Consider the following 13489-nt stretch of genomic DNA (forward strand, 5'->3'; position numbering starts at 1 on the left):
TTATAGCTTATTGGGACTTAATTTATGCAACCATAAAATTATTTTCACAGGCAGGTAACTAACAAGGTATAAAAGGTAATTGTCCAATCTTAACGGATGTATTTCAATAGCCTTTTTAATATGTGCGCGTGCTTTCTCCAGTTGGTAGTTTTCGGCCAGGTATTTTTTTCCGCTCAGTGCATGGTACGATCCTTCCTTTATACGCGGGGTGTCTTGTCTTTTTATGATAGCTAATAGTTCATCACCTTCTTCGTGGGTAATGGCCCCGCGTTTTACAGCCATGCGTTTTAAATCCCGAAACCGTTTACCTCGCCAGCGTTCGTCAATAGTTACCGAAGAAGGATTGTGGCGATATTTTATCAAGGCTTCGGGCAGGTTGCCCATTTTACCCGTTTTTGCTATGCTGGTCCACAATAAGTAGTCTTCAAAATTATGCGCATGTGCCGAATAACCGCCAGCATTACAGATGACATCTTTACGGTACATTACAGCCGGGTGTATAAAAGGGCAATAAAAATATAGCTTGTCCATCACCTCGTTATAGGTATGTGCAATACATTGAAAATGGAAAAGGAAATCGCCATCTTCTAAAATATAGTCGGCATCGCTGCCAACCATTACATAATCGGGGTAACTGGTTAAAAAATCATATTGTTTTTGTAATCGTTCAGGATAACAAATGTCGTCGGCATCAAAGCGGGCAATGTATGCGCCTTTTGCATACTTTAAACCGGTATTTAATGCTTCGGCAATACCTTTATTTTGCTGATTTATTACTACGATCCGCTTATCATCAAAACTGTTTATTACAGCAAGCGTACCATCGGTTGATCCATCGTTAACAATTAGTAGTTCAAAATCAACAAAGGTTTGCTGCAATACCGACTGTATAGCTTCGCCGATATATTTCCCGGCATTATAAGCTGGCATTAAAACTGTTATGGACGGTTTATGATGCATGAGACGTCATGTTAACTAATTTTTCACTTTCTTTTATATTTAAAAAAAGCAGCAGCTCAAAAACTATCATAATAGATAATTGCTCAAACCAGTAATCTGTAATCAACACCATGGCCAGGAAAAAAAGTAGTAGCAAACCGTAGGTCAGTTGTTTATACCGCTTTAAAAAGTACCCCAAATAGCAAATAAAAAATGCCAGCAGGCCTAATAAACCATATTCGGCCAGTAACTGATCATATACCGAAGCAGGGTTGTTACTGATGGAATGAAAGCCTTCCTCTTTGCTGAAATAATGCATATATAGGTCCAAATGATTGCTTAAAAAAGCGGGATGGATATAAGTAAGATCTTTGGGATAGCCGCCATTCAATCCTAATCCCGTTGCGCGGAAAGCAATTTTTGATGAAAAACATCCGACGCCAAACCCCGCTATTATACCTTGGGGGTGTTGCTTTATATAATCGATAGTTTGTACCGCACCTGCTATTTTTCCTGGCAAATTTGAACGGTAGTTGCTACTGCCCGATACAGGCAGGTTTTGCTTATGGTCGTTGATAAAACGAAGTAGTTTTACTCTGTCGGGTTCCGGGATGTTGCTTACGTTAAGTTGGCCGGCATTAGTATCTGGTAGTGGGATAATTATACCCCCGTCTTTCATGAATTTTAGCGGCAATAATGGTATATAACGCCGATAACCATACTTATTTCTGATAGCCGCATTAACACTATCCAAATAATGCAAGGCAAATTTCTGTCTTCTTTCATCAAATGTTAAAAGGTTATCGGGCTTTTGCGTGATAGCTAGATTGGTGGGCGTGGGTGTTACATAATCCTGGTGTTTTATATGCAGGCTTCGGTAAATAACCTGGGTAAGGTATACTTTATTTTGCGGCGATACCTTGATCATAAATATACCGAAAAGCATAATGCAAACAACTATTATACTTTTTTGGTCGCGGCTGCTTTTGAAAGCAAATAAAGCCAGCAGTATAATTATTAACATTATGGTTATGCAGTTGTTGTAGGTAAGCATCAGCATACACATGCATAGCATACTCATTACCGTGTTCCTTTTAAATAAAAAATAGATCACCCCAAACGAGTTTAGGATAGCGCCGGTGGGGGCAATATCAAACGTAACTCCTTTTATAAAATCGCCGGTATTGATGAAGTATTTCTGATAATCCCCCCTGAAGGTATAGGGGTTAATATCGTGTATCCTGAAAATAATAAACACTAGGTTAGCTAAAGAAAATATGGCATTAATGATAAAAAAAGCAATAATAGTTTTATGGACAGTTTGGGTATCGGCCCGCTCAACCATCAGTTTAACCTGGTGCATGGCCAGCAATGCCAGTACCCAAAAAGCAATCCCGGTAAAAAATATCGGCATATAATGATGGGCCTGGTAATTTTGATTAACAATCAAGCCAGTAAAAGCGATGGGAATAATCAGCAAATAAAACAGCGGCAGCCTGGAATTTTTGAAGCTGAGTTTAAACTTAAGATCAAATTGCAGCAGGTATATTAATACTAAGGCCGCAATTTTAATAGGCAGCTTAATGTTTAAAAACAGCAGCAGGAACAGGAGTAGTTTCCAATCAACATTGGCCGTAAGTTTTTTAAAGTTTAATGTAAGCTGTTTAATCATCAATTGTTAACAGTTTAATGTTATAACCGCGTTGCTTTCGGCGACTGATCATCCCTGTTATATCTCATTAATCATTACGTTGCGTTGCTTAAATAGGTTGCTTTAAATACGCATCTTTATAACCTTGTTTTATAATGGCCGACTTGTTTTTGCGGCAGTTGATTAGTTTAGGAATAATTAATACCTCAATTAGTTAAATACAGGCAACCAGTGCGATGAAAAAAATGTATTAGTTTTAATCCCAAAGAAATATAACGTTGCCAAAAAATAAACTATCCACCAGGTTTTTTTCATCCGGATTGCAATCTGTAGCAGTACAGGTATTGGGCAGTGTGTTCTTTTATTTAGTATCGGTTTATTTTACCAAGGAAACCTTCGGTATGATCAGCTGGATGAACGCGGTTTCATTGTTTATTACCACCATATTAGGGTTAGGGCTTGAACAGGTGGTTATCCGGCGTATAGCGGCATCCAGCCGGTCAGATTGGGCGGCGGCGGCGTTCTTTTTGCACTCGCTCACAGGTTTCGCTATAACATTGGCTGCATTGTTACTATTGAATTCCATTCTGGGGGATAAAAACCCTGTGTACAAATACCTACCATGGTTTTTCGCGGCGCAGGGCCTTATATTTACCGGTACCCCCCTGAAGCAGTTTTTAAACGCGAAGGAGCAATTTACTCCATATGGCATTATCGCCTTTATCAGCAATAGCAGTAAGGTGGCGGCAACTGTTATACTTCAGCAAACGCATCAACTCACTATTAATACCGTTATAGTTGTGCTTGTTAGCGCGGCGGGTTTTGAGTTAGTGGCCTTGCTTACCTATGTTTTAATAAACACCAGCTTCAGGTTTAAATTGCGGTTAAAGGCTTATGTTAAGCTGGTGAAGGAATCGTCGGCACAATATATTTCGGTAATATTTGACATGAGCCTTTCGCGTATGGATTGGATATTGCTGGGGATAATGACCACCAACGTAATGCTGGCCGATTACAGTTTCGCTTACCGGGCTTTCGAGCTGGCCCGTTTGCCCATCCTAATTATAGCTCCCATTATTATGCCGCGTTTATCACGGTTAATGGCAGCTAATCATAAACCCGACATTGCAAACCGGCAATTGATAAATGCTTTTAATTCGGTTGAAATGTTTTTTGCTATGCTGATACCTTTATCGCTTAATATTTTGTGGGTGCCCGTGGTCAGCTTCATTACAAAGGGTAAATATGGCGACACTAATTCTATGCAATTTCTCATTCTATCGTGGGGTATCCCACTGCAGGTTTTTATTAATCTGCTATGGTCGTTAAGTTTTGGGGCTAAAAAGTACAAGCAAGTTACCCTTATAACTATTTATTGCGCTGTTACAAATATGGTGCTAAACCTTGTTTTCATTCCCAAATTTGGCGGACTGGGTTCCGCTATTGCGTTTTTAGGGACTACCTTATTACAATGCGGCCTGTTGTATAAACTTGTTTACCGGCAAATTATGGCCATATCATTAAAGCCGTTTTTTCTGTTTGCCACTATTGCCGCCGTGGTTTATTTATTGGTTTTATGGCTAAATACCTCATTTTTTATAAGCCTGCCAATTGCTTTGGTAGTTTATATTTTAGGGGGTATTTTAAGCAGGCAAATAACCAGGCAGCACCTGTATAACTTTAAAAATTTTTTATCCTGATGAACATACTATACCTGTGCGATGAGTATCCTCCCGGTCAGCACGGGGGCATAGGCAGTGCGGTACAGTTAATGGCCCGGCAAATGGCGGCAATGGGCTATACGGTTGTGGTTGCAGGGTTGTACACCCCGGGTTACGGCGGCGAAGATGAATTTTGGGATGAAGGGGTAAAAGTTTACCGCTTCCGCCTGGAGCTTGACGGAAGATTTTTTGAAAAGCGCAGCCGACTAATGGTACGCATAGTTACCCGGTTACTTAAAGATACCGGACTTATGCAACGGGATATCCGTAAAAGACTGCCTGAATTTAAAGACCGGCTGGAAGAAATTATTGACCGGTACCATATCGACCTGGTTGAAATGCCTGACTATAATGATTATATAAAGTTTTGTACATCGTATCTGCCCTTTCCTAAACTATCGGTGCCTGTGATAGTGAAGTTGCATGGCTCAATAACCTATACCAGGCAGGTAACAAAACTACCGCCCGCACATATTATTAAAATGGAGCAGGATATTTTAAATCAGGCGGTGGCGGTTGTTGGTGTAAGCGAGTATATGGCCCGGGAAAGCGCTAAATATTTATCGTACACAAAAGCTATTGAGGTAATATATAACGGAATAGATACGGATATTGCTATTGATATAACAAGAAATACAGAGCAAGTTATTTATACCGGTACCCTTGTAGCCTCGAAAGGGATATATCAATTAGCCAAGGCATGGAACCTGGTAAATAAAGCCGTCCCCGGTGCACGGTTAATAATTTGCGGCAGGGGAGACCAGAGAAAGGTAATTTCTTATTTATCAAACGAGGCTAAAAAAACAGTGACCTTTACCGGGCATATTACTAAACAGGCTTTATTTAAGCATTTATCATCTTCGGTAATAAGCGTGTTCCCTTCCTATTCCGAAGCTTTTGCCCTGGCGCCGTTAGAAGCTATGGCTTGCGGTACAGCCGTCATTAATACCAAGCGCACATCAGGACCTGAATTAATTGAAGATAAGATAGATGGCTTATTGGTAGATCCGGATGATGTTGAACAAATAGCTTCCTCTATCATCTCTCTTTTAAATAACCCTGACGTATGTAAAACCCTGGCAGTAAGGGGTAATAAAAAAGTAAAGGCGCAGTTTGATATCAAAACTATAGCCCAACAGCATGTTGAGTTTTACAAACGTATATTACAGCTTGATTTATAAAAGCTAAGACGTTTGCTTTATTTGCGGGTACATGTATAACAGGTTATCGCTTTGGTAAGTTTTTTGGATAGGCATACTTTCTAACTGATACAGGTGATGGTACTTAAGCCAAGTGTGTCTGGCGGTATTTTTGGCAATGCACCATCCTTCCCAACCATCTAAAAAGCCCAGGTATAAGCAATAGTTCCGCAAGAAATTAAAAGCAGGGGAAAGGTATAATTTAATAAAATTACTTTTTTTACCAATGTGGTAGTATTTTTTTGCGCTCAGCAAAGCATAGTGTAAAGCCTTTTCCCGGCACTCTTTCTCGTTTTTAACCGAATAATGATGTATAAAACCCGCAAGGGTTTTTTGTTTGGTGCCTTTGGGGAATAGCAAAGTTTCGTGTACGGGCAATTCCGACCATTTTACCGTACCGCGATGGAATAAGCGCACGTGATGGTCGCGGCCCCAACTACCGAAACTGATCAGCTTATCGCCAAAATAAGTTTTAAACCTGATGTTATAAACAGTATCAGGGTTGTTATAATGCAGGTGATGGAGCGCTGTAACCAGCTCTTCGTCAATTATTTCATCCGCATCAATACTTAATATCCAATTGTACCGGGCGCAGGCTATGCCTTTGTTTTTGTTAGCGCCGTAACCGTCCCAATTTTTTTGGAATACCCGGCATCCGTATTCAGTTGCTATTTTGCCGGTATCATCGCTGCTGCCATTATCAATAATTACAATATCATCGGTAATTAACCGAGCCATTGCAACACTGCGTTGAATAACGTCAGCCTCGTTCTTTGTAATAATGACAACTGAAACAGGAACCATAATGAAGTTAGATTTTATTAGATAGTTAAGCAAATGAAAGACCGCTTATCTATTTAATATATCGGATGGATGGCTTACAGGGTTGCCTGTGGCATGCAGCAAGGCGGGATTATTTTTTATTTTGCTCGTCCCACGCTTTAAAATTAGCCGTTTTACCCTCTACGCTATTATTACATGCTGCATTGGGGCATAACACAATCCAGGTATAGGCATCCTGCGCAACAACAGGTCTGCGGCCGCATTTTATACAATTAGCTACCATAAAGTTATCCTGTATTTTATAAGTGGTTACACTCATTTGGTTTTATATAATGTGTATATTTATATTTAACACGTGTAAACGGCGGTTACGGTTGCTTACAAATTATTCAAATACGGCTTCATAAATTGATTAGGAATATCTAAATAGTTCCCTGCGAAAAATAAATTATAACCAAGGCAACCTTTTAAACCATGTTTCCGTGATAATGATATTAATGATCGATAAACGCATTACTTAAGGGGATTCCCCATATGACAGAGGAAGATTTACATCAACTGATCAGAGGCTGCGCTAAGCAGGATAGAAAATGCCAAAAAATGCTGTACAAAGCTTTTTATGGCTTTGCTATGGGTATTTGCTTAAGATATGCGGGTAACAGGGACGAGGCTGCAGAAGTGATGAACCAGGGATTTTTTAAAGTATTTACACATATAGACAGGTACGATCATGATCGACCTTTTAAAGCATGGCTGGGCCGCATTATGATGAATGCTTCTATAGACCATTACCGGGCCAACTTGAAAATGGCCTATACGGATGACCTGGATAAAGCTGAACATATTAGCGACGGGGAACTGGCCGATAAAAAATTAAGTTACGATGAGCTTTTAGCCATGGTACAATTGTTACCCCAGGCCTACAGAACAGTATTTAACTTATTTGCAATTGAAGGTTATGGGCATGATGAAATTGGCGAAATGCTTGGCATTAGCGCCGGGACATCAAAATCAAACCTGCACAAAGCACGACAAAAACTAAAACAAATGATATTAAAAGCCGACCAGCCATATACAGACCGTGGCGACGGTAAAATGACCTATTCATCTGTTGTAGCAATAAATTCAACAGATATGAACGGGGTATTCTTTAACAGGGGAATCAGGATATGAGCGCGGAAGAGAAAAATAAACTGGATGAGCTATTTAAAAGCGGGCTGGATGTTCCGGACACCCACTTTGAATATAATGACCAGGATTGGGATGACCTTGAGGAACTTATGGGGGACCGCAAGCGCCCGCGTATTATTGCATTTTGGCTGCCTGTTCTTAGCGGGGTAGCCGCATTATTGCTATTGGTTTTGGGCTGGTGGTTTTTTAAACCAGCGCCGATAGATACCCAGCAGGTTGCCATTAATAAAAAACCGGTGACCCAGGCGCCTGTAAATAATTCAAACGGTACCGCAACTAAAGCTGACAGTGCCAATGGACTGGCTGTTCACACAACTGCTCCGCAACAAGTTAAACAGGAGTTTGCAAAACAAAAGCCTGCCTATACTAAAGTGTTGCACTCACCCCCACATTACTTTGCTATTGTAGATCCTTCTGTTACTAAACAACCAGTTAGTGACAACAACAAAGTGGCTCCTGTTAACCCGGTACAGCAAAACAACCCGGAAGTTATCGCTAATAATACGTCCCCAAAAAATAATGCGGTGAATACTGAGAATACCGTTAATTCAGCGACATCAGGAAACACCGATAACGCCAACGCGAAAGTTATTGCTAAAGTAACCGACGAGCCCGCTACCTCAGTTGCAAATGAGAAGCCTAAGAAGGTAAAAACTGTAATAAGTGGGCATAAAGGGCCACAATTTGGATTGGCGATGCTGCTATCGCCTGATATTAACGGGGCCGGATCATTCCAGGATGCAAAGGTGGGCACCAATATTGGTTTACTGTTTTCGGTATCAATTAAAAAGCTGACCATAAGTACCGGGGCGGCATATGCTAAAAAGCCTTATCTCACCAAGTTTGACAATTACTATACCGCATATAAGTTTAAAACCGACCCGCAACAGGTAAGTGCCGATTGCCGTGTGTTAGATATCCCTTTAAATATTGATTACCAGGTATATCATAAAAGCAAAAATTCATTTAGCATAGGGACGGGGTTATCATCGTACATTATGCTGAAGGAAACTTATAATTACGATTATGCTGTTCCGGGCACAACCGGCCCGTCAAGCGTTACTTTTATAAACAGGCACCAGCATATTTTAGGGGTGTTGAATTTAGATGCTACCTATGCGCACCAGTTGAATGATAAATTCAGTATCGCGGCACAGCCATATTTAAAAATACCACTAACAGATATTGGTAACAGTCGGGTGAAATTACAATCGGCAGGGGTGGCTGTAGGACTGCGCTGGAATATTAATAAATAGGATATTAAGTATTGAAATAGTTTTTGAGAATTGTGATAGAATGGTTTAAGTAGGGAAAAGCCCGGTAGTAAAATATCGGGCTTTCTCTTTATGTTAAGGTAACCGTTTCTGCTTGTTCACGATTAGTTGGTTTACGGTGCCACCACGAGGCCAGCACCGATCCTGTAATATTCATTACCGGGCCAAAAATAGCGGGAGCAAGGCCTACGGTAGCTATTTTACCCATACCTTTAGCCAGGCCCGATGCAAGGCCACCGTTTTGCATGCCTACTTCAATAGCCATTGTACGGCAATCGCGCTCGCTCATCCTGAATAACCTTCCCGACCAATACCCTAAGCTGTAACCCAGTAAATTATGTACAAGCACCAGAAATATCAGTAAAGGGCCAATGGTTAACAAACTGTTGCGGCCGGCCGATATAATGATCAGGATGATAATGGCTATACCCGCCATGGAAACTACCGGCAGCGCTTTATCCAACCATTTTACCTTTCCGTGTAGAAAATGATTGAAAACCAATCCGGCACCTATAGGCATTATTACCATTTTAATAATATCCCACATCATGCTCAGCACATTTATTTCAATAAAGCTGCCGGCCAGTAATTTAATAAGCAGCGGGGTAAGCAATGGTGATAACAGCGTAGACACAGCGGTAATAGTAATAGATAACGCCAGGTTTGCTTTAGCCAGGTACGATATAACGTTGGAAGCCATACCATTTGGCGAACAGCCGATCAGCACTATGCCCGCGGCTATTTCCGGCTGGAAGCCGCTTAAATGGGCCAGCGTAAAGCCAATTAGAGGCATAATTACAAAATGACTGCCCACGCCGATAAAAACGCCGCGCGGGTTTTTAAGTACGCCGGCAAAATCATGCACGCTCATAGAAGTACCCATGCCAAACATAATTACCTGCAATAGCGGCGTAATAAGGTTGGACAGTTTATAACCGTTAAGATCAACAAAGTGTGCCGGATAATATAACGCCAAAGCTACGGCCGCAAATATGATGATAGTATAAGTAAAGCCTTTTAGTGTAGCGCTGCCGCTGAAACCCACGGCCAGTAATAAAAAGAAAAGAATAATTGCCGGCCCGCCATTGCTAATATGGCCGGTACCTATCAATATAAAAAACACAATCAGGCAGGCTATAGCCGCACCGAAAGCCAGGGTATATAAATTAGCTTTTTTCAATTATTGCCGATAAATGGTTTACCCGTTAAAGATATTCATTTCCGGCAAAAAATAATGTTGTGCCTGTTGCAGCTTTACGAAGCCCTTTCAGGGAAAGTTGTGGGAGTATTACTCCTGATCTTTAAGTTTCGGTTTTTCGGGTGGGGTAGAAGTGATCTCGCCAAATTCATTCACATAAGCCATCATGTTTTCCAATCCGCCGCCTGCAGAGTTTTCTTTGCGTTCCTGCTTGCGTTCCGCCTTTTCATTTTTCTTTTTTTTACGGTTAGCGTCTAATTGTTTTTTCATGAAGGATGCTTGTGATTTAGCCATATGCTGATGTGGGATTACGTGAATAAGAATATGAAGAATAAAAAAGCACCCCGATTATCGGGGTGCTTACGATTAAATTTTATAGTGGTTTAAAGTACTTTTACATTTATCGCGTTGATACCTTTTTTGCCGTTTTCAACCTCGTAAGATACTTGGTCGTTCTCACGGATTTCGTCAATAAGGCCTGTAGAGTGAACAAATACGTCCTGGCCACCTGCTGTAGGTGTAATAAAGCCGAAACCTTTTGTTCCGTTAAAAAATTTTACTGTTCCTTGTGTTTGCATTATATTGTTTTTTACTAAGCGGGCAAGGTAGGTATAATAAATGGGGTATTTTTACTTTTGGTTAAACTATTTAAATAAATTTTAAATAAAGGGATTTAGAGGCGACGACATTATTGAATTTTTGATCAGCGTTAAAAGCGTCATAACCAATTGGAATCCGCTGCAAAAAGCTCAATAATTATTTATTATTATCTATAATTATCTAAAATGTTTAAAAAGGGCAAAGTAATTATTCAGATTATTAGGTAAACAAGTTGATTATTTCACTACATAATTCTTTACTGCATTAACCGGTTCACCGGTATCGGTAACCCCTTGCACAATTACGCGTACCGTTGTTTTTGGATCAGCGTTATAGAAACTAACCTTTGCAGATCCTGTGGCATCTGTCTTAACCATAGGTTCCCAATGTATGGTATTCCTCATATCAGGCTTAGATGAATCGAAGCCTGTACTATTATGTATGGGTTTGTAAAAGGTGCGTGCTTCATAATATCCCTGAATGTTAGCTGTGGTTATCCCGCCGTTGTTCTTTTGCAAAGCACCGGGTTTTAAAGTAAGATAAATTATAAAAATAAAGTTTATCCCGCCACTTTTGGCCCCTAACACTGTATTGCCCATTATGTTTGCCTGCTGGTTGCCGCCAATTTTAGGGGCTTTTAATCCGGCCATTAATCGCTTTATCACTACTTTCTCCACAACATTCATAGGCAAATTGAGGTAGGAATTATAATAATGCTCTAATATATCAGCGTCATCTTCGTCAGTAAAAGGGACCTCTGTATTGTCAACTATAATTCTGGGCTTATAAGTATGGCCATCAGCAAAAAAAACAATATTATCCCCATTAGGGTCGGGTTTTGCTTGTTTGGAAGCGTACAGTATATAAGCCTTCAAACTTTTAAAGGTCAAATCGTCGGCTTTAACGTTTAATACCTCATCAGGGTAACCGCTAGTTACTGCAATCTGGTCGCGCAGGGTAATATTGTGGGTGCCCCTTATTTTTACCTCTTTCAAGTTGGTCACGCTGTCCAAACCTTTTATCAAAGGCGCGCGCCTGGCCACTTCTGCTATAAGTTGCGGGTTTACATCCTGGTTGGATTTAACACCGGCTTTATTAACGGACAGACTATGCGTAGCCAGGGAGTCAAGTTCGATAATGCCATTTGCTTCACCTTTAACATCACGGGTAGATACACGAACGTTTTGTTCGCCAAATAACTGTAAATTATCAAAGTAATAATTACCTGAAGCGTCTGTTTGTGTAAAGAACAACTTTTGCCCGCTTGCCCTGGGCGCCGATAGCGTAACATTTGCTGCGGCAACAGGCGCCTTGTTCGATTCCTTTTTTACCCGGCCGTTCAGCGTAAAGCCCTGCTCGGGTAAATAGGATATATTAATGGGTGCATCGGCCAGCCGCTTCCAAACAAAATCGCGCCAGCCCTGGGTAAGTAATAACAGGTCTAATTGCTTTACCCTATTTATGTTAGTGGTATCAAAATAACGTTCGGCATGTTCAATATTACCTTTTATTTCAGATTGCAGCATAAAATAAGCGGCAATATTGCTGCGCTCTACCGGATTAAGCCCTGCATCCACCACCGCTACCGAAAGGTTGCCGTTAACCGGATGGTTTTTAGCATCTGTAATCTTGATGTTTACATTAACCCGTTCCCTTGGTTTGTAAACGGGTTTATCTAAACCAATAGCAAATTTAACAGTGTTTGTGGAGCGATCAATATATATTAAGCGCTCACAATTGGGTTTATGCTGATCATCATATAAGGTAAATGCAGCTATTCCTTCAGGCAAAATATCCTGGGGTATTTTAACCGATACCTGGTTGCCAGTTAATTGTATCTGCTGATCAATTACGGTGCTCCCCGCGTGTTTAGCTGATAAAGTAAACGGTTTACCAGCCAGGGATGCAGCCGTCGCCTTATCGCAACTGATAGTTATATATAATAAAGTGTCCTTTTTTGCAATTTTTAGGGCTAACCCGTTCGCTAAAGCCGCAGGTAATTGAGCAGTGATATTTTGCCCCTGGTATTTGATGGTGCCATGATAGCTTTGTCCCGCGAATGGGAGTAGCGCAAATGCACCCATACCTAACGAATCACAACTAAAATGCGCCACGGTATCGCCTGCGGCAGAAATAATTGCTCCAGCAGCCGGTATGCCTTTACCTTGTGCGTTCTCGGCCCTAACCGCTACAATCGAACTAATTTCGTTCACCAGCGAACCGCCTTCAGGAAAAAAACGGAGGGCAGGCTGTGAAAGAATAGAGGTAGATGTTCGATTTTTCTCAGCTTGTATTGAAGTGACCGCTCTTTTGCCTGTTGCTTCTGTATTTCCAGTTATGGTAACCGGTTTTTCAAAAATAAAATTATCGCCGAAGTTGCGCATCCAGTTAGTATAGGCCCTTAATCTATAATTGCCGGCAGGCAGTTTGGGTTTAATTGAAAAATCGCCTTTGGCTATTCCATCCTCTAAATAGACGATCTCTTTACTCACTATACTATCACCGGGTGCAATAAGTTCAACATACAGGTTTTTACTGGTGCCTATCAAATGGTTATCGCGTGCATTAATTACGTATGCTTTAAACCACAGGTCTTCGCCCGGTGCATATAAGGCCCTGTCGGTATGTATATATACCTTTTCAAAAAACAGCTTCATTTTGTTTTGAACGGGCGGCGGCGTTTGTGCCAATGCACTGACTGATATAAACAGGAGAGCAAGAGCAAATTGATGTTTAAGGTAATTCATGGTAAATGAGGGTTATAATAGTAAGGGTATCTTTATACAAATCTGATAAACATTTATAATAGTATTGTTTATGACTTCGTAATTCAGGATAGGGCAGGATAGTTGTTTTAAATTGTTGTTTATATCTTTAATTCATAATAAGGGGATAACCAAAATCATTCCGACACGAATTACCCTGTATAAACC

The 13489-nt window shown here is 40.8% G+C and carries 12 protein-coding genes; 4 read left to right on the top strand and 8 right to left on the bottom strand.

The features are described from left to right. Together IRJ18_RS08305 and IRJ18_RS08310 are read right to left on the bottom strand one after the other, a co-directional pair. A complete protein-coding gene (locus IRJ18_RS08305) occupies positions 1 to 960 on the bottom strand; it encodes a glycosyltransferase family 2 protein (RefSeq protein WP_194105723.1) in 960 nt (319 codons plus the stop codon). Further along, entirely contained in the window at positions 950 to 2611 is a 1662-nt protein-coding gene (locus tag IRJ18_RS08310) for a hypothetical protein (protein WP_194105724.1), read from the bottom strand. The genes IRJ18_RS08305 and IRJ18_RS08310 overlap by 11 nt, the downstream gene beginning before the upstream one ends. A 257-nt stretch (positions 2612 to 2868) precedes the next feature. On the opposite strand from IRJ18_RS08310, the gene IRJ18_RS08315 reads away from it, so the two are divergent. Beyond that, positions 2869 to 4290, top strand: a complete 1422-nt coding sequence (locus IRJ18_RS08315; protein ID WP_194105725.1) for an oligosaccharide flippase family protein — start codon at positions 2869 to 2871, stop codon at positions 4288 to 4290. Then, positions 4290 to 5492, top strand: a complete 1203-nt coding sequence (locus tag IRJ18_RS08320; RefSeq protein WP_194105726.1) for a glycosyltransferase family 4 protein — start codon at positions 4290 to 4292, stop codon at positions 5490 to 5492. The genes IRJ18_RS08315 and IRJ18_RS08320 overlap by 1 nt, the downstream gene beginning before the upstream one ends. 3 nt (positions 5493 to 5495) lie before the next feature. Here the strand turns inward: IRJ18_RS08320 and IRJ18_RS08325 are convergent, their stop codons facing one another. Together IRJ18_RS08325 and IRJ18_RS08330 are read right to left on the bottom strand one after the other, a co-directional pair. Beyond that, entirely contained in the window at positions 5496 to 6314 is an 819-nt protein-coding gene (locus IRJ18_RS08325) for a glycosyltransferase family 2 protein (RefSeq protein WP_194105727.1), read from the bottom strand. A gap of 109 nt (positions 6315 to 6423) precedes the next feature. Next, a complete protein-coding gene (locus IRJ18_RS08330) occupies positions 6424 to 6612 on the bottom strand; it encodes a hypothetical protein (protein ID WP_194105728.1) in 189 nt (62 codons plus the stop codon). Positions 6613 to 6827: 215 nt separating this feature from the next. On the opposite strand from IRJ18_RS08330, the gene IRJ18_RS08335 reads away from it, so the two are divergent. Both IRJ18_RS08335 and IRJ18_RS08340 read left to right on the top strand, forming a co-directional pair. Next, positions 6828 to 7466, top strand: a complete 639-nt coding sequence (locus IRJ18_RS08335; RefSeq protein ID WP_194105729.1) for an RNA polymerase sigma factor — start codon at positions 6828 to 6830, stop codon at positions 7464 to 7466. Then, the gene (locus IRJ18_RS08340; RefSeq protein WP_194105730.1) at positions 7463 to 8740 is read left to right on the top strand and encodes a hypothetical protein; all 1278 of its coding nucleotides are present in this window, start codon (positions 7463 to 7465) and stop codon (positions 8738 to 8740) included. Before IRJ18_RS08335 ends, IRJ18_RS08340 begins: the two co-directional genes overlap by 4 nt. Positions 8741 to 8828: 88 nt before the next feature. Here IRJ18_RS08340 and IRJ18_RS08345 read toward each other — a convergent pair whose 3' ends face one another. The 4 genes from IRJ18_RS08345 to IRJ18_RS08360 all read right to left on the bottom strand — a co-directional run bounded on the left by IRJ18_RS08345 (position 8829) and on the right by IRJ18_RS08360 (position 13303). Continuing rightward, positions 8829 to 9938 (bottom strand): bile acid:sodium symporter family protein, encoded by a 1110-nt coding sequence (locus tag IRJ18_RS08345; RefSeq protein ID WP_194105731.1) that lies wholly within the window; start codon positions 9936 to 9938, stop codon positions 8829 to 8831. A 108-nt stretch (positions 9939 to 10046) separates the two neighbouring features. Then, positions 10047 to 10226 (bottom strand): hypothetical protein, encoded by a 180-nt coding sequence (locus tag IRJ18_RS08350; protein ID WP_228072625.1) that lies wholly within the window; start codon positions 10224 to 10226, stop codon positions 10047 to 10049. A 113-nt stretch (positions 10227 to 10339) separates the two neighbouring features. Beyond that, positions 10340 to 10534, bottom strand: a complete 195-nt coding sequence (locus IRJ18_RS08355) for a cold-shock protein (protein ID WP_194105733.1) — start codon at positions 10532 to 10534, stop codon at positions 10340 to 10342. Between the two features lie 258 nt (positions 10535 to 10792). Next, entirely contained in the window at positions 10793 to 13303 is a 2511-nt protein-coding gene (locus tag IRJ18_RS08360; protein WP_194105734.1) for an MG2 domain-containing protein, read from the bottom strand. Positions 13304 to 13489 lie beyond the last annotated feature (186 nt).

Origin of the sequence: Mucilaginibacter boryungensis (assembly GCF_015221995.1) — a bacterium.
In the GTDB taxonomy this organism is placed as follows: Bacteria; Bacteroidota; Bacteroidia; order Sphingobacteriales; family Sphingobacteriaceae; genus Mucilaginibacter; species Mucilaginibacter boryungensis.